This window comes from Streptococcus cuniculi, from assembly GCF_001921845.1.
In the GTDB taxonomy this organism is placed as follows: Bacteria; Bacillota; Bacilli; order Lactobacillales; family Streptococcaceae; genus Streptococcus; species Streptococcus cuniculi.
This window is the reverse complement of the sequence record NZ_MSJM01000001.1, coordinates 152,038-169,918: the sequence shown is the minus strand read 5'-3', so window position 1 is coordinate 169,918 and position 17,881 is coordinate 152,038. Positions and strand designations below refer to the sequence as shown.

Here is a 17,881-nt window from a genome sequence, read left to right as displayed (position 1 = left end):
TAGTCGATTTCATCGAAATCACGACTTCTGCCTCATTCCCTTTTTTCTGTTTGTAAAGGAGTAAAACAGTTAAGACAATTGATTCCGCCAATCACTTTACGTTCCAGGTTATCAAGCGAGTTGCTGTCTTGTCGACCGTCTCGAAAGGCTGGACAAAGGTATTTCCTACAATGAGAAACCTGCCGTTTGGGATATTCGCAAATGGAGTCCAAATGCAAAATGAATCGAGGGATTACTCTCAAAATCGATGAACTAACGGCTTTGAAAGAAGCCTTACAAACACTAGAAATTGAAAAAGGAGAAACTACACATGGATATGGCAATTAAAATTGTGACACTAATTGGAGGTTTGATGTCTATCTCAGGCCTTTTTTGGATGTTATTTGGAGTGTACGAAGTATTTGCAGGACGTAAGAATAAACGGCCTGAACAACGTGATCAGGGACAAGAAGGGATTATCAATGGTTTTGCCCTATCCGCCTTTTCTGCGACCATTACAGCTGCGATTGTAGCAGCGATTCGAGCAATCAAATTTTAAACAAGGAGGGCTGATATGAAACTAAATGTTTCAGACCTCATTAAGACACTTGCAGAGTACAATCCTACTGTCAATCAATCAGCTATTGCGATGAACAAGGCGCTCCTTGTTCTAGGCAATATCCTCTTGTCTATCTTTTTGCTAATGGAAATGATGAGGTGGTACGAGTTGATAGGAAGTACGGGGAAAAAGCTACCGCAAAAACTATGGCTTGAAATTGCTTTTAAGTATCTAGCCTGCTGGTTGCTCATTCAATACTCTGCGAGTATCTTAGATGGGCTGATGTGGCTCCTCGATAGCGGTGCCCACCTGATTTCTAAGGTTGTAAAAATAAAAGATTATAGCTACGCATTTGATATAGGGCACACAAAAGGAGTCGCAAAGATTATTTTAAACTTGATTGGCGGAACAGTATCGCTCATTGCAAATGGAATTGTAGGATTGTTGAATTTTATGCGCTATATCGAACTCTATTTCTTAAAGGCTCTAGCGCCTGTCTTATTGGCCTGCTTGATTAATGAAACCGTTCGTCCGATTGCCATTACCTTTTTGAAATATTTTTCATCCTATGTCCTCATCGCCTTGGGACTAAGTATTATCTCGGTCATCTATGCAGCTATATCTCCCGCAAACTTCCTTGCGGCGATTGTAGAGGTGGAAGAAATCCCTTACGGAGCAGCGCTCGCTTCCATTTTCCAAGGGGGTATTTATATCGTTACGATTGTCAGTGTCGGACGAAGAATGAGACAGTTATTGGGGGTATAAGATGAATAAATTAGGATCAATCTTTTTAGACGACTTTATCAAAGAAGAAAAGCCGATTCTTTTCCAATTAACAGGAAGAGGCTTATTGTTGGTATTCGGAGGTACTTTGACTCTTGGTGTGACAACCTTATTATTTTTCTTTGATTATCCAGATTGGCTGGTTTTTGTTGTTGCGGCAAGTCTATTCAGTCCAACGATGATTATTGGATTGAGTATTGACAAACGTTTCTCTTTTTCGGAGCGTTTTTATTTTTTTCTGTTGACGAAACGTAGAATTTATCAAATAGAACATCGAGATAGAAAGGAGTATCGTTCTAGTGACTTTATTCAAGCGAAAAATGTCAGAGAAACTGACCAAATCTGAATTGGAAAGAGTAGAGTATTTGAAACGCCAACTCAAGCCAACTACTCAAAACACCTTGGCTTATACGAGCCTGTTTCAAGGAGGGCTCATGCACATTGTGGACGACAGCTATTCAATCACTTTCCGTCTAGGAGATGCCTCATATCTTGCGGCTGAATATGAACAACAATTGACCATTGGAGAGGCACATGCCAAGGCTTTTAATGCCATTGATGCAGGTTCTAGTTTACAGCTTCTCATTCTCAATAAAAGAGTGAAAGAAGATATGTTGCGCCAAGTCCTCTATGAAAAAAACAATGATAGAAATGATGGCTATCGTGCCGAACTAAATGCTCAAATACAAGAACGCTTTGATATTACAAGCAATAATTTTGAAATTCGGAAATACATGACAATTTCTCAAAATGCAATTGGCAAAAAACAAGCCCAGTTGGCGTTACAAGATGTAGGCGTGACACTTGAAAATATCTATAAGACGATTGATGTATCGTTTCAGCCACTGACAGAGATGGAACGCCTCTCAATATTTTCGGAGATTCTAAATGGAGTAGAGACCTTGCCTTACACCTATCATGATTTGCGGATTTCAGGTCTCACTAGTAAGGATTTCATCGCACCAGATGTGATTGAGTTCGATCGAAAAGATGTCAAAATCAATGAGATGGTTTCAAAGACCTTATATATCAAATACTATCCGAAATCAATGGAAGACGATTTGATTAAGGAATTAACCTCTGTAGGGATTGAACTAGCCATCTTGATTCATGCGACCGCTTATGATACCGAAGAGATTATTGAGGATATTGAAGAGGCGCAAGCTGAGGCCAATGTGGAACAGATTCGGTCTGCGAAACGTGCTGCAACTTCCTATATTCCAACGGAACTAGTGCTAGGTTCTCAAGCTTCAGATGATTTTGAGGAAGCTGGAAACTGGCGCAAAGAAGTGAAAGATCGAGACCAGAAGATTTTTAGAGGCTTGATTCTAGTTCACTTTAAAGCCAATAGCTATGAAGAATTAGCCTTGCATCAAAGTAAGATTGAACGAGCAGGTCGTAAGGTGGGAGTACGTTTTGGGGAAATCTATTACCACCAAGAAGAAGCCCTCAATACGGTTCTTCCAATCGGGAAAAACTATCTTGACCTTCATCAGAATGTTCGCATCAAGAAGGTGTTTCCCAGAAGCATGACGACCGCCAACCTTGCCACTCAAATTCCTTTTTCATCTATCGATTTTATCTCAAAAAGTCCTAATGCTCGCTATTATGGTCAAAATCAAGCTTCTCACAATATCATTTCAATAGACCGAAAGAATGACCTCCTTTCTGCAAGTGGTGTGATTATGGGAGCGTCAGGTTCAGGGAAATCGGTAGTAGCCAAAAATGAAATCATCTCTACCCTTTTAAAATACAAGAGGGATAAGGTGATTGTCATCGATCCCGAGACAGAATATTTAGATATTGGTCGAGAGTTTGGGGCTGAAATCATTGATATAGCGGTCGGAACAGACACCTCTTTTAACCTGATGGATATTCCTGATAAGGAGAAGTTGCTAGAGGACGATAAAGACCCTGAAGGCGCAAAATCCAACTTCCTTGTTACCTTGTTTACTAGTCTCCTATCGGATTTTGGAGATGAGACGATTTCTCTCATTGACCGAGTGACCAAACTCACCTATAAACGGTTTGAACAGCCGACTCTCAAAGAGTGGCATAGGGTACTTAGTGAACAGGAAGAGCTTGAGGCAAAACGGCTAGCTTTGAAGTTAGAAATCTATACGCTGGGAAGCTATGACATCTTCTCAAAACAGACCTCGGTGAATTTAGACAATCGTTTCATTATCTTTAATTTGCAGCGCTTATCAGGTCAGCTCAAGCATTTTGCTTTGCTGGTCATTCAAGATTTCATCTGGAATCAGGTTGTCGAAGCACGAGCAAAAGGGGAGAAAGTCTGGTTCTATTTTGATGAACTACAGCTTTACTTTGAAGAGGACTATCAGGCTACTTATTTCAATCATTTGTGGTCTCGAATCCGTAAATACGGCTGTATCCCAACAGGTATTACCCAGATGCCCGAAACTCTAACAGGTTCACCACAAGGACGTAAACTCTTAGGAAATAGTCACTTTAAGATATTGCTTAAATTAGAGGGCTTAGCCCTCAAAGAGGTAAAGAAAGTGGTTAAACTAACGGAACAACAAGTTCGCTATATCGAGCGGCCAAAGGCTAAGGGAACAGGTTTGATTGTGGCAGGTGACATCGTAGTGCCCTTTGAAAATCCTATTCCAAAGGATTCCAAGCTATACCGCCTCATTGCGACTGATGCCTGATGAATAGAGAGGAGAGGGGATGGACGAGAAAAAAACGATTGAACTTGAAATAGCTAAATCTCAACTCACTAGTTCGTCATCAGAGCACAAAAAGACCTATTTATCTCATCAGAATTGGAAGAGGATGGGGACAACTACGAATGCCTCTCTTGTGAAAAAGGTATCGGTAGATGATGTAAAGAGAGCAGTGGAGCGACTTCGGAAGAAAAAAGGAAACCCCATGCCCGCTTATCAGAAGTCAAAGCAAATGTCTTCCAAGGCTCTCCCTAAGACAGAAATGATTGCAGGTGATGTAGAGCTAAGGGATGAAGTAAAGAAGCCTTCCCCTGTTAAACAAACAGGGCTGTTTAAATCGACTTTGGCGCAACGATTGAGATTGGAATCGAGTCGTGCAAGAGATGACCTATTGGTTCAGGATGATGATTTACAAGAGATTGTCGAGCTGAAGCGGCAGATACAAGAAGGAAGAGTGGGGCTACACCGTGTCCAAAACAGTCTAGCTTATGTCAAATCAAGGCTGTCTACTGTCGCCAAATCACAGTTCTTATCAAGCTCCAGTAGAACAAATAAACTCTCAAAGAAAAGGCCTGTCTCTCCCTCGAAACAGCAGAAACCACGAAAATATGCCCAATATGCCCGAAAACCATGGATGAGCTCTGTTAAGAGTGTTCTATCCACTAGTGTGGGGAAATGGAGCTTATTTGCGGGCGGAGGAGTCCTATTATTGCTTCTAGTGATGATAGGGGTATTTAGTCAAGTGTTTCCCATCCAGAGCGAGTATGACTTGAATGAGACCTATCTCTATATGACCCAACTAGATCGGCAGAAGTCAAATGATACAGTCGAATATTATACGAATTGGGAAGACCCGCTCCTCTACATTCACTTTCACTATGACACTATTCATGAAGACCCAAGGTTAGATGCCCATTATCACTTCATGAATCAATATGCAGGTCGCACCTATGTCGAGGATTTGTGGAAGGGATTGAATAGTGAGCCTACAACTTTAAAGACCATCAAAGACCTCTACACAAAAAAGAAGACAAAGTTCAGTCTCTCTAAAGACGAACAAGAAGAGTTTGAGGAGTTGATGGAACAGTCGAAGGAGATTGGCAAATTTGCGAGTATCTTAGAACTTGAGAACCCCTTTTACCCCGATGACAAACCGGAAGCAGATGAACCGCTTACGATTAAGAAGCGATTTGGCTATGTCAAAAAAGACAAGCGCTCAGATACCACAACGCTTGACATCAAAGGTCATCATCCTCTATACGCTCCCTTATCAGGAAAAGTGAAGGTCAAAGACAGCACAATCACCATTGAAACACTTGACGCCAAATTCACTTTTTATGAAGTCTCTGAAATCAGGGTAAAAGACGGGCAAGAGGTGGATGTGGGCAGTCAAATTGGGAAGACCAATGGGGCAGGAGGACAAACCATTGCGTATCAGAAGAAATTAAGCTATACGCCTAAGTCCACCCTTACGAACTGGAATCCTGAATCACGAGAGGACTGGTTCTATGTCAACCCAGGCTTCTATTTCAAATCAGTCAAGTATTCAGAAGAGACCTACCTCAAGTCCATCGATGTCGATAGTGATAAGGCAAAGAAAGTCCATTTTATTAGGAATTACTTGAGTAAAGAACTTCAGAAAGAAGGAAAGAAACTGTCTATCAAGGGCTTGGCGTCCATGTTGGGGAACTTTGATGTGGAAAGTAGTATCAATCCGAAACGGGCAGAAGGAGACTATCTGAATCCCCCTATAGGGGCAAGCGCTGATTCGTGGGACGATCCCGCTTGGTTATCCATGAATGGACCGACTATCTACAATGGCCAATATCCTAATATCATCCACCGTGGAATCGGTCTTGGTCAATGGACGGATACAGGCGATGGCTCTGTCCGACATACGATGTTGCTTGATTATGCCAAAACAAAAAACAAGAAGTGGTATGACTTAGAATTACAGCTGGATTTCATGCTTCATGGGGATACAGCTTACCACAAAGCGGTTGTTCGGAATATCTTAACGAGTGATGCCTCTACAGATGACTTGACCCTTGCCTTTCTTGTGAAATGGGAAGGCAACCCAGGAAACAAACTAGAAGCTAGAAGACAGTCCGCAAGACAATGGGAAGCCTATTTGAGAGGTGGAACAGACACGAGTACAGGAACATCAAGCAAGACAGTTCCAGCAGAATACAAGGATAAGCTTCCTTACGGTTTACCAAGTGATCAAGCAGTCACACAAGGCCAAGGATACCCAGGAAATGCCTACGCTTTAGGCAATTGTACCTGGTACGTGTATAACCGCTTCTATCAGATTGGCAAGCATATTGATCCGTATTTAGGAAATGCGACCAATTGGGCAACTTCTGGCCAGCTCCATGGCTACGAAATTTCAACGGAGCCTAAGGTAGGCTCTGCGGTAGTTTTTAGTGCAGGAGTGCTGGGAAGCCATGTTGTCTACGGTCACGTTGCCTTTTGTGAATATCTCAATGACGATGGTTCATTCCTCGTGAGTGAGATGAATGGGATGGGGACAACCTATGAGTTGGCATGGCGAGTCTTACGACCACAAGCAGGAATCTATTTCATGACACCAAAATAAGAAAGGAAATAAGAAGAAATCATGTATAATGAACGATTAGTGAAACTCCTGAAGATAGGTGTGGCCATACTTTTGGCTGCTCTCATCTTCTCACTAGGCTATGGAACAGCTTCTATCCAGTCGAGAATGAACAAGAAAGAAGCGCAAGCATCCCAAACGGTTAAAAAGAAAGAGGCAGAACCTCATGAACTCAAGCGAAAAGGAGTTGAAGACTTCTTGATTGCCTATTATACCAGGAAGGACTTGGGAGAAAATCGCAAGCGCTACAAGCCTTTTATGACAGAAAGCCTCTACAACGCAACCGTTTCTGACGAGGATACACCGCTTCAAAAGACCTACAAAGGCTATGTGGTGGACCGCATCTACCAAAACGCCACCATCTACATCGATAGTGAAAACAAGGAAGTCATTGCACAAGTCCGTTATTCTCAAACAATTTTAGAAGAAAAGGACAATCGTGATGGGAAGTCCTACAACGAGCAAGGAACAGCGACTCTTCGTTTGAACTATAGTGAGACGGAGAACAAGTTCCTCGTAAACAATATAGAAGCGGTTGTTCTTTCAGATGGGTCAGAGTTATCTGTAGGCGAAACCGCAAAAGCGGTCATTGGCAAAACGAGAGGAAAGGAGAAACGATGAGCAAAAATTCAAACAAATGGAGCAAGGCCTATCAAAGAAGAAGCAGGAATATGAGAAAGTAGGAGCTAGATTAACTGTTTCAGAATGATAACCAACAAAATAATAAGGCTTCCTCCAGTAAGCTAAGAAAAGTGGATTGTTTAGCCCTATTTTGCACTCGTTTAGGAAACTTTAATGGTTTTCAAAAGATAAAAATAAATTTACGAGAACATTTGACAAATGATTGATTTCTTGGTATACTGTTAAAGTATTGCTGGTTTAGCTCAGTCGGTAGAGCGCATCCATGGTAAGGATGAGGTCGCCGGTTCAATCCCGGCAACTAGCATACTAGTATAGAAAGTCTGCGACAGCAGGCTTTTTTATGTTGCTTTATGTGGTCTTGCTCTGTTAGCTATGTGACACATAGCTAGCTGCTATGCAGATAATCGATCTTCATTTATACAAAAAATTCTATGTTCTTTAAAAACTCGTCTTGTGCGAGTTTTTTTGATAGGTTTTGCGAATAGATAAAGTGGAGGTCAGAATATGCTTGAAAAGTGGATACACGTTTTGCGTGATTATAAGTGGTTTATTGTGGCAGGAGTAGGGCTTAGTGGCATTCTTGCGCTTGTCTTTGTATTGGGGCAAACGGGGCAGACAGAAGAAGCGACTAGCCTGACAGACTTTGCAACTAGTAGCGAGCAGGTAGTGGAAAAAACTGCAAGTTCACAGTCAGAAACGAGCCTCGTTGTCGATGTCAAGGGTGCTGTTAAGAAACCTGGAATTTACCATTTGCCAGCAGGAAGTCGTATCCATGATGCGGTAGAAGCAGCGGGTGGTTTGACAGAAGCTGCTGATTCTAAGTCCGTCAATTTAGCTCAGAAGTTGAGTGATGAGGGCGTTGTTTATGTCGCGACCAAGGAGGAGGCTGTCTCGATTATTCCTTCCGCGAGTCCAGCGCAAGCAAGTGGCGATAAGGGAGCAACGACAGGTCTTGTCAATCTCAATACGGCTACAGAAGCAGAATTGCAGACTATTTCAGGAATCGGTGCCAAGCGGGCAGCAGATATTGTTGCCTACCGTGAGAGTAATGGCCGTTTTCAATCGGTTGATGATTTGAAGAATGTACCTGGAATTGGTGGCAAGAGTTTGGAGAATATTCGTCCTTATGTCACAGTTGATTAAAAAGATTCCTCTTGCTCCTATTCATCTAGTTGTTTTACTACTAACCCTCTATTTTGTCATGTATCGCCTATCTGTCTTATCAGGTCTGATTTTGGTGGGCTTATTGGCTCTGCTCTGGGTTCATCAAGGGAAAAAAGTCTGCTGTCAGATTTTATCGATTTTAGCTTGTTTTTTCCTTTTCTTTGGCTTCCAATGTGTGAAGGCTACTCTGGATGAGGCGGCTGCTCCGACGGAGGTCAGTTCGTTGGCTGTCAAGCCAGATAGCATCCAAGTCAATGGTGATAGTCTTTCCTTTCGGGCGATATCATCAGGACACTTGTACATTGTTTTTTACCAATTGAAAAGTCAGGAAGAGCAGGTCTATTTTAAAAACTTATCCAGTCTAATCAGATTGGAGGTGGAAGCAACGGTGTCTGAACCAGAAGGTCTGCGGAATTTCAATGGTTTTGATTATCGGGATTACTTGAGGACGCAGGGGATTTACCGCACGGTCAAGGTTCAACAAATCAGGAAGATTCGACAGCACTTTTCTTGGAATCCCTTGGACTGGCTTTCTCTCGTTCGACGCAAGGCCTTGGTCTACATCAAGGAGCATTTTCCAAGTCCGATGCGGTATTATATGATAGGGCTCTTATTTGGAGACTTGGACAAGGAATTTGACCAGATGAGCGACCTTTACTCTAGCTTAGGAATTATCCATCTATTTGCGCTGTCGGGTATGCAGGTGGGGTTCTTTGTCGATAAATTCCGCTACCTGTTCCTGAGTTTGGGGATGCAAAAGGAGCATGTAGACTGGTTACAAGTTCCATTTTCCTTTATCTATGCAGGTCTGACAGGATTTTCAGTATCGGTGAATCGCTCTCTCTTGCAAAAGATGTTTGCCAATATGGGCATCACTAAGCTGGATAATATAGCTTGTACGATTGTCCTTTCCTTTCTAGTCATGCCTCATTTTCTGCTCACTGCAGGTGGAGTGTTGAGTTTTGCTTATGCCTTTCTCCTGACCGTTTTTGATTTTGAAGACTTGGGACATTATAAGCAAATACTGGTAGAAAGTTTAGCGATTTCAGTTGGGATTTTACCTCTCTTAATTTACTATTTTTACAGTTTTCAACCCTTGTCGATTCTCTTGACCGTTTTCTTTTCCTTTCTTTTTGATGTGGTCTTGTTGCCAGGCTTAAGCCTTGTTTTTCTTGTTTCGCCACTTGCCAAACTCACGCAGGTTAATTTTCTTTTTGTCTGGCTGGAATCCTGTATTCAGTGGTTGGCAGGTTTAGGTTTGAAGCCCTGGATTTTTGGCAAGCCGTCAGCTGTTTGCCTACTGGTCTTATTAGTCGTCTTGCTTTTGCTACATGATCTATATCAGAAGCCAAAATGGTGCATAGCTCTCATCAGCTTGGCAGCTCTGCTATTTTTCATCATTAAACATCCTGTGGAAAATGAGGTGACAGTAGTGGATGTTGGGCAAGGAGACAGTATCTTTTTGCGAGACATGCGCGGGCGAACGGTCTTGATTGATGTCGGTGGCAGGTTGAGGGTGACTCCGAAAGAAAAATGGCAAGAAAAAGAGAGTCAGAGCAATGCGGAGCGAACCCTGATTCCCTATCTGCATAGTCGAGGAGTGAGCAAGATTGATGTTCTAGTTTTAACGCATGCCCATGCGGATCATATGGGGGATTTGTTGGAAGTGGCAAGAGAAATAGATATCGGTAGTATCTACATTTCTGAAGGGAGCACGATTAGTAAGGAGCTGATGGAGATGTTACAGACAATAAAGACGCCTCCTCATCTGGTAAAAGTAGGTGACACTATTCCAATATGTGATGGTTTTTTGAGGGTTCTCTATCCTTATGGGAAAGGAGATGGTGGTAACAATGATTCGGTTGTCTTATACGGTGAGTTATTGCAGACCAGGTTTCTATTTACAGGGGATTTGGAAGACGGTGAATTGGAGTTGATTAAGCGGTATCCTCGCTTGTCTGTTGACGTTTTAAAGGCAGGACATCATGGTTCAAGAGGCTCTTCCTATCCAGAATTTTTAGATGTTATTTCTCCAAGGATAGCCTTGATTTCAGCGGGGAAACACAATCGCTACCAGCATCCGCATCAGGAAGCCCTTCAACGTTTTCAAGAGCGGCAGATACAGGTCTTTCGGACGGATGAACAAGGTGCTATTCGTTTCCGGGGCTGGAAGAAATGGAAAATTGAGACGGTGAAATAGGGGGAAAGGGATATGCTGTTCTCATTTGTGAAAGAGATTTCAACGTGGTATAATGGTGATAATTATGTTTTGTTTTTCACAAACTTAGAAAGGTTAGGAATGAAAGATGATTTCCTATCAACCATTAAATTTATACCGTCAATTTCAGCAAGCAGCAGAGCGTTTTCCAGAAGTCGCTATCGTATTTGATAAGACCTATCAGGCTTTCCCTGAATTGGGGCTTGAAAATACCTATGCTCAGGTCTTTGCGGCTATCCAACAAAGGGCCTATCAGTTAGCGGCTGCGGGAATTTCGCATGGCGATAAGGTCATGTTTTATAAAAGTCCAGCATTTGATACCTATTTGTTAGCAGTTGCTGCGACAGCCCTGGGTGCAGTTCCGGTAATGCCTTCTTATCACCTGCCAGCTAGTACACTAGATGTCTTTGCAGAGCGTTTGGAGCGCGCCTTTATCGTCTTTGATGAGGAAACGGCAGAACGAGTTGCAGCGATGGAACGTAGGGATTTGGTGACAACTCTTGCAGTCGCAGATTTGTTGACTTTTCCTGCTCATCTTGTTGCTGAAAATCTGCTTCCTGAAGATGTGATTCAGTATATGACTCACACCTCTGGAACGACCGGGATTCCCAAGCTCATCTGCCACACGGCGCAGACCATGGGTTGGCGCGTGGCTTGGCAGCAGACAATTTTTGAAAAAATGACCGAGCGTAATTTGTTAGCCTTTCACATTTCTCCTGTTCATTCACGTTATAACATTGGGGTTTCTTCTGCCATTGGGCTTGGCTTTCCCTTGCTTCCTTTGTCGTCTGCTAAGACTCAAGATGTTGCAGAGACGTTGAAACGCTATCGACCAATGGCGCTTGAAACGCACCCGAATAATTTTGTGCAATGGGCGCAGCTTGCTAAGAATAATTCGTCTGTTTTTTCAAGCATCCGTTACTATCATTCGACCTTTGATGCTATCAATATTGGGACTTTACGAGCCTTTTTAGAGGCATCTAAGGAAAATGCTCCAGTCTTTATGCAGGTCTATGGTCAGAGTGAATGCGGACCGATGATTCTACGCTATCATCGCTTGGAAACTCTTGGTAGCACAAGTGGTCGGGATATGGGTGTGGGGCTTTCTGGCTATACAGAGGCGCGGATTACCGATGAAAATGGCCAGCCTCTACCAGTTGGTCAAAACGGTCATATTCAACTCCTATCCCGTGGGCGTGCGGTGACCTACTATAAGGAAGATGCTCGTTTCCAGGAAAATGTCTACGGAGACTGGTGGGATAGTGGTGATTATGGTTGTATGACAGAAGAGGGGACGCTACTCTTGAAAGATCGTCAGGTGGATGTGATTGAGTCTATTGACAGCAATCTCGCCTTGGAAGATTTCCTGTTGGATCAGCTGGACTTTTTATCAGAGGTTGTCATTATTCGTGATGCAAATGGCGCTCCGCAACCAATTATTGCTCTTGCAGAAGGTGCGGTGATGGATTGGGATGCGTGGTGGCATCAAGTGGTAGACCTTCCCCTACTCAAAGAGCCCATTTTAATGGCCTATGAGGATATTCCACGGACCGCAACCATGAAAGTGCAGCGCTTGAAGATGGAAGCGGAGATGAAAATGAAGAATCTCTAATGAATGGATTTCTCATCGAAAAACTGTCTTGTGGCAGTTTTTTTGATATAATGAAAGAGAAGAAATGCGAGGAAACTATGACCATTATTGATGAGATTCAGAAATTAACAAAGGACAAATTGGGGCTGCTGACGGTGCTAGCTGGTGAGGATGTCGGGCAGTTTCAATTGGCCAAAGAAGCGCTGCTGAAGCAGATTGGGTTTGACAGCAGTGATTTAACCTATGCCTATTTTGATATGTCAGAGACGGACTATCAACAGGTGGAGCTTGACTTGGTATCCTTGCCCTTTTTCTCGGATGAAAAAATTGTCATCTTGGATTACTTTGCTGATGTGACGACAGCTAAGAAACGCTACCTGAGCGATGAAGAGCTGAAGAAATTTGAGGATTATCTGAATCAACCTGTTGAAACGACGAGGCTGATTGTCATTGCAGGTGGAAAATTGGATAGCAAGCGCCGTCTGGTCAAGCTCTTGAAACGGGACGGGCTGGTGTTAGAAGCAAATAGCCTCAAAGAAGCGGAATTGCGACAATTTTTCAAGCAAGAAATAGGGAAAATGGGGCTGAACGTGGACAATACGGTCATGGATTATCTCTTGGTTAAGTCGAATTTTGATTTTGCTGAAATCCATAAAAATCTGGCTTTTTTGCAGTCCTATAGAGGCAGTAGCCAGATTAGCAGGGAAGATATTGAACAAGCCATTCCCAAAACCTTACAGGATAATCTTTTTGATATGAGCCAGCTTCTCTTACAGGGCAAGATTGATCAGGCTAGAAGTTTGGTTCGTGACCTGCGTTTGCAAGGAGAAGATGAGATTAAGCTGATTGCGATTTTACTCAATCAATTCCGCCTGTTTTTACAGGTGCAAATCTTGCAAAAAGACGGGCTGAGTGAACAGCAGATGGTGGCAGAATTATCAGACATCATGGGTCGTAAAATTAATCCCTTTCAGGTCAAGTTTGCCTTGCGGGATTCGCGTTCTCTATCCCTTTCTTTCCTCAAGAAGGTGGTGCAGGTCTTGATCGAGACGGACTATCAAATCAAACAGGGGCAGTTTGACAAGGACTATCTTTTTGACATTGCATTATTAAAAATTGCCAGCACATGATTTCAGACAAAAAAATTGAAAAGGCTCTCACATTGCGGTAAAATAGATGATATAGAAGATTAAAGGAGGCCGAATATGGCAATTATTTTACCAGATTTACCATACGCTTACGATGCACTTGAGCCACATATTGATGCTGAAACAATGACGCTACATCATGACAAGCATCATGCAACTTATGTTGCCAATGCAAATGCGGCGCTTGAAAAACACCCAGAAATTGGTGAAGACTTGGTGGCTTTGCTTTCAGATGTGGAACAAATCCCAGCGGATATTCGCCAAGCCTTGATTAACAACGGTGGTGGTCACTTGAACCATGCTTTGTTCTGGGAATTGTTGTCACCAGAAAAAACAGAAGTTCCAGCAGAATTGGCAGCAGATATTGCAGCGACATTCGGTTCATTTGAAGACTTCCAAGCAGCCTTCACAACAGCAGCGACCACTCGTTTTGGTTCAGGTTGGGCTTTCTTGGTAGTGAATAAAGAAGGCAAGTTGGAAATCGTGTCAACCGCAAACCAAGACACACCAATCATGAATGGTTTAACACCAATCTTGGCGCTTGATGTGTGGGAGCATGCCTACTACTTGAACTACCGCAATGTTCGTCCAAACTACATCAAAGCATTCTTTGAAATTATCAACTGGAACAAAGTAAACGAATTGTACCAAGCAGCTAAATAAGAATAGCAAATGAAAAACAGTCCACTGGACTTAACTCGCTTTCTTGTTTTCAAGCTCGAGAAAAAACAGTCCACCGGACGTAACTCGCTTTCTTGTTTTCAGGCTCGAGAAAAAACAGTCCAGTGGACTGTTTTTTTTATCCGCTTTACTGCATAAATATGATACACTAGAGGGATAAAGATAGGTCTGATAGGAGAGTGCTATGGAAATTGCAGCATTTGGTGTGGAAGAGTGGTTGAATGAATGGGAAAAGGAAGCCATTTATGATATTGCAGGAAGTTCGATTGATTCGCTGACCTTGAGAGACATTCTAGAGATAGGCGGGGCTTCACAGGCAGCATTTTTAGAGGATTTGTGGGCCAAGAAGATGAATTATGGCTGGATTGAGGGCTCACCTGCTTTTAAGGAAGAGGTACGAAAACTCTATCAGAATGTAGAAGTCAGTCAGATTCTCCAGACCAATGGGGCAACAGGAGCCAATCACTTGGCGCTCTATGCCCTGATTGAAAAAGGCGACCATGTTATCTCGCTCTACCCGAGCTATCAGCAGTTGTACGATATTCCACGCTCTTTAGGAGCAGAAGTCTCGCTTTGGCAGATTCGTGAGGAAGATGCTTGGTTACCGTCTTTAGATGATTTGCGGGCCATGATTCGTCCCAATACCAAGATGATCTGCATTAACAATGCCAATAATCCAACAGGTGCTGTGATGGAGCGTCCTTTCTTGGAGGAGCTGGTGGCGATTGCGAGAGAAGTTGGGGCTTATATTTTATCTGATGAAGTGTATAAGCCTCTAGATACTCGCTTTGATGTGCCAGCCATAGTGGATTTGTACGAAAAAGGCATTTCGGTCAATAGTATGTCAAAGACTTACTCGGTTGCTGGTGTGCGAGTTGGCTGGGTTGTGGCCAATGATGAGCTGTCCAATCTCTTTCGGAAATACCGTGATTACACGATGATTTGTGCTGGGGTGGTGGATGATGCCCTTGCGACTTATGTTTTGCAGCATAAGGAAGCGGTTTTGGAGCGAAATCGATCAATCGTTGCTGAAAATCTGAATGTAGTCAAAGATTGGGTAAAACACGAGCCACGGGTGTCCTTGATTGATCCAAGTGCGGTCCCTGTTTCCTTTATCAAATTGGACATCCCCGAAGAGACAGAGACGTTTTGCCTACGTTTATTACAGGAAAAAGGAGTCTTGCTGGTACCGGGCAATCGCTTTGACCGTCCAGGATATGCTCGTTTGGGTTATTGTACACAGACTGAGACCTTGAAAAAGGGCTTGACTTTGCTATCAGAATGCTTGAGGCAATATGATTGAGTGATAAAATGAACCTCCCTTGCAGGCTTGCGAGGGAGGTTATTGGTTATTTGATGAACATGGCATCGCCAAAGCTAAAGAAGCGGTATTCTTCTTCAATGGCATGTTGGTAGGCTTCAAGGACAAAGTCGCGTCCTGCAAAGGCGGCTACTAGCATGACCAAGGTTGATTTTGGCAGGTGGAAATTGGTTGAAAAAGCATCAACTACCTTAAATTGATAGCCCGGTTTAATGAAGATATTGGTCCAACCAGTATCTGCCTGAATATCTCCCTCAAATTTATTGCCGATGGTCTCCAAGGTGCGGATAGAAGTGGTGCCGACTGCAATGATACGGTGGCCCGAAGCCTTTACCTCTCGTAGGGTGGCAGCTGCCTCTTCTGATAGACTGTAAAATTCAGAGTGCATTTCGTGCTCATCTACATTGTCAACGGATACGGGGCGGAAGGTTCCAAGGCCAACGTGGAGGGTCAGATAGACCAGTTTAACCCCTTTTGCTTCGATTTTTTTTAGCAAGTCTTGGGTAAAATGAAGGCCCGCTGTCGGTGCAGCGGCAGAGCCATTTTCCTTAGCATAAACAGTCTGGTAGCGTTCGCGGTCATCGAGTTTTTCATGGATATAAGGCGGTAAGGGCATTTCTCCAAGACTTTCTAAGACTTCGAGAAAAATGCCGTTGTAGGCAAATTCTACAATCCGACCACCATGTTCTAATTCTTGAATGATGGTGGCGGTCAAACGACCATCACCAAAGGAAATCTGACTGCCTACCTTGAGGCGCTTGGCTGGTTTGGCGAGAACTTCCCATTGATCACCTTGAGTATTTTTGAGGAGGAGCAATTCCACATGTCCACCGGTCTCAGGCTTTTCCCCGTAGAGACGGGCTGGTAGGACACGGGTATTGTTCATGACGAGAGCGTCTCCAGGCTCTAATTCGTCGATAATTTGGTCGAAATGGCCATCCACCATGGTCTGTTTTTCACGGTCGAGGATTAAGAGGCGCGAAGCGTCACGTTGCTCAAGCGGGACTTGGGCAATCAGGTGTTCTGGTAAGTGAAAATCAAAATCAGCAGTATTCATAGGTCTCCTTAGTTCATTGACGGTAGGGTTAGGAAATAAATTAGTATGAGTAGAGGAAGGGCAACGAGCAGACTTCCAAGCACAAATAAAGGAATCCAAAACCAGGTCCTTTCCTTAATCAGGTAGGCAAGGACATCGAGGAGAATTCCAACGATAAACAGGATAAATAACAGAAGGGTCATACAATCTCGCTCCTCTGAAGATATTTCCACTTATTATACCATAAATCGACAGTGAGGTCTTGACAAAAATTGGTCTATACAATATAATAAAGACAAAGTGGTCTATACCAAAAATAAAAATAGAGAAAAGGAGATCCACATGAAAGTTATTCGTGTTAAAGATCAAATTGAAGGCGGTCTTGCTGCCTTTGAATTACTAAAAGAAGAGTTGAAAGCAGGGGCTAAGGTTTTAGGACTTGCGACAGGTTCGACTCCGATTGAATTTTACAAGCAAGTCGTTGCAAGTGATCTTGATTTTTCAGACCTCGTGTCGGTCAATTTGGACGAGTACGTGGGTCTCGGTAGTGAGAGTGACCAGTCCTATATCTACTTTATGAATGAGCATTTATTTGACAAAAAGCCATTCAAGGTATCTTATTTGCCAAATGGATTGGCAGAGGATTTGGATGCGGAGGTAGAGCGCTACAATGCCCTCTTGGCGGAACATCCAGTTGATTTCCAAATTTTAGGAATTGGGCGCAACGGCCATATCGGTTTCAATGAGCCTGGTTCACCGTTTGATGGTTTGACACGTGTGGTTGATTTGACGCCGTCTACTATTGAAGCAAATAGCCGTTTCTTTGAAAAAGAAGAAGATGTGCCAACGCAAGCCATTTCGATGGGAATTGCTTCTATCATGGCATCAAAGACCTTGGTGCTTATGGCTTATGGTGAAGAAAAAGCAGATGCTGTCTATGGCATGGTCAATGGTCCAGTGACGGAAGATGTACCAGCAAGTGTCTTACAAGATCATCCAAATGTCTACGTGATTGTCGATGAGGCTGCGGGACAAAAATTATGATGTAAGAGCGTTAAAAAATCGACAGAAAATTAGGGAGGCAGCCGAAGAAATCGTATTTCTAGGGAGGCACGTCTATTTTCCGAGATTTCAGCTCGCATTCAAATACCATGATATAAGAGCGTTAAAAAATCGACAGAAAATTAGGGAGGCAGCCGAAGAAATCGTATTTCTAGGGAGGCACGTCTATTTTCCGAGATTTTAGCTCGCATTCAAATACCATGATATAAGAGCGTTAAAAAATCGACAGAAAATTAGGGAGGCAACCGAAGAAATCGTATTTCTAGGGAGGTTCGTCTATTTTCCGAGATTTTAGCTCGCATTCAAATACCATGATATAAGAGCGTTAAAAAATCGACAGAAAATTAGGGAGACTACCGAAGAAAGCGTATTTCTAGGAAGTCTCGTCTATTT

General features: G+C 43.1%; 15 protein-coding genes and 1 tRNA gene. 14 read left to right on the top strand and 2 right to left on the bottom strand.

The genetic code is table 11. The features are described 5' to 3' along the window. The first annotated feature begins 316 nt into the window (after positions 1-316). The 13 genes from BU202_RS00815 to BU202_RS00755 all read left to right on the top strand — a co-directional run bounded on the left by BU202_RS00815 (position 317) and on the right by BU202_RS00755 (position 15,372). Entirely contained in the window at positions 317-538 is a 222-nt protein-coding gene (locus BU202_RS00815; protein WP_167364728.1) for a hypothetical protein, read from the top strand. A 15-nt stretch (positions 539-553) separates the two neighbouring features. After that, positions 554-1,303 carry a hypothetical protein gene (locus tag BU202_RS00810; RefSeq protein ID WP_075103905.1) on the top strand — a complete coding sequence of 250 codons (750 nt, stop codon included), beginning with the start codon at positions 554-556 and terminating at the stop codon, positions 1,301-1,303. A 1-nt stretch (position 1,304) separates the two neighbouring features. Continuing rightward, positions 1,305-1,667: a hypothetical protein gene (locus BU202_RS00805; protein WP_075103904.1), complete on the top strand. Its 363-nt coding sequence runs from the start codon at positions 1,305-1,307 to the stop codon at positions 1,665-1,667. Next, on the top strand, positions 1,642-3,993 hold the full coding sequence (locus BU202_RS00800; RefSeq protein WP_075103903.1) for a VirB4-like conjugal transfer ATPase, CD1110 family: 2,352 nt from the start codon (positions 1,642-1,644) through the stop codon (positions 3,991-3,993). The genes BU202_RS00805 and BU202_RS00800 overlap by 26 nt, the downstream gene beginning before the upstream one ends. A gap of 19 nt (positions 3,994-4,012) precedes the next feature. After that, entirely contained in the window at positions 4,013-6,607 is a 2,595-nt protein-coding gene (locus BU202_RS00795; protein WP_075103902.1) for a phage tail tip lysozyme, read from the top strand. A 21-nt stretch (positions 6,608-6,628) separates the two neighbouring features. Continuing rightward, positions 6,629-7,246, top strand: a complete 618-nt coding sequence (locus tag BU202_RS00790; RefSeq protein WP_075103901.1) for a hypothetical protein — start codon at positions 6,629-6,631, stop codon at positions 7,244-7,246. A 252-nt stretch (positions 7,247-7,498) separates the two neighbouring features. Continuing rightward, a tRNA-Thr gene (locus tag BU202_RS00785) sits at positions 7,499-7,571 on the top strand. Between the two features lie 200 nt (positions 7,572-7,771). Continuing rightward, complete coding sequence (locus tag BU202_RS00780; RefSeq protein WP_075103900.1) at positions 7,772-8,410, top strand: helix-hairpin-helix domain-containing protein; 639 nt, start codon at positions 7,772-7,774, stop codon at positions 8,408-8,410. Further along, positions 8,394-10,631 carry a DNA internalization-related competence protein ComEC/Rec2 gene (locus BU202_RS00775; RefSeq protein ID WP_075103899.1) on the top strand — a complete coding sequence of 746 codons (2,238 nt, stop codon included), beginning with the start codon at positions 8,394-8,396 and terminating at the stop codon, positions 10,629-10,631. Before BU202_RS00780 ends, BU202_RS00775 begins: the two co-directional genes overlap by 17 nt. 106 nt (positions 10,632-10,737) lie before the next feature. Then, the gene (locus tag BU202_RS00770) at positions 10,738-12,261 is read left to right on the top strand and encodes a class I adenylate-forming enzyme family protein (RefSeq protein ID WP_075103898.1); all 1,524 of its coding nucleotides are present in this window, start codon (positions 10,738-10,740) and stop codon (positions 12,259-12,261) included. 77 nt (positions 12,262-12,338) lie between these two features. Next, the gene (gene holA / locus BU202_RS00765; protein WP_075104065.1) at positions 12,339-13,370 is read left to right on the top strand and encodes a DNA polymerase III subunit delta; all 1,032 of its coding nucleotides are present in this window, start codon (positions 12,339-12,341) and stop codon (positions 13,368-13,370) included. A 75-nt stretch (positions 13,371-13,445) separates the two neighbouring features. After that, positions 13,446-14,051 carry a superoxide dismutase SodA gene (gene sodA, locus BU202_RS00760; protein WP_075103897.1) on the top strand — a complete coding sequence of 202 codons (606 nt, stop codon included), beginning with the start codon at positions 13,446-13,448 and terminating at the stop codon, positions 14,049-14,051. A 202-nt stretch (positions 14,052-14,253) separates the two neighbouring features. Next, positions 14,254-15,372 (top strand): aminotransferase, encoded by a 1,119-nt coding sequence (locus tag BU202_RS00755; RefSeq protein ID WP_075103896.1) that lies wholly within the window; start codon positions 14,254-14,256, stop codon positions 15,370-15,372. 46 nt (positions 15,373-15,418) lie between these two features. Here the strand turns inward: BU202_RS00755 and queA are convergent, their stop codons facing one another. Both queA and BU202_RS10510 read right to left on the bottom strand, forming a co-directional pair. Beyond that, entirely contained in the window at positions 15,419-16,447 is a 1,029-nt protein-coding gene (queA, locus tag BU202_RS00750; protein WP_075103895.1) for a tRNA preQ1(34) S-adenosylmethionine ribosyltransferase-isomerase QueA, read from the bottom strand. Positions 16,448-16,455: 8 nt separating this feature from the next. After that, complete coding sequence (locus BU202_RS10510; protein WP_167364727.1) at positions 16,456-16,629, bottom strand: hypothetical protein; 174 nt, start codon at positions 16,627-16,629, stop codon at positions 16,456-16,458. A 139-nt stretch (positions 16,630-16,768) separates the two neighbouring features. Here BU202_RS10510 and BU202_RS00745 point away from each other — a divergent pair, with 139 nt between their 5' ends. Continuing rightward, entirely contained in the window at positions 16,769-17,470 is a 702-nt protein-coding gene (locus BU202_RS00745; protein ID WP_075103894.1) for a glucosamine-6-phosphate deaminase, read from the top strand. Positions 17,471-17,881 lie beyond the last annotated feature (411 nt).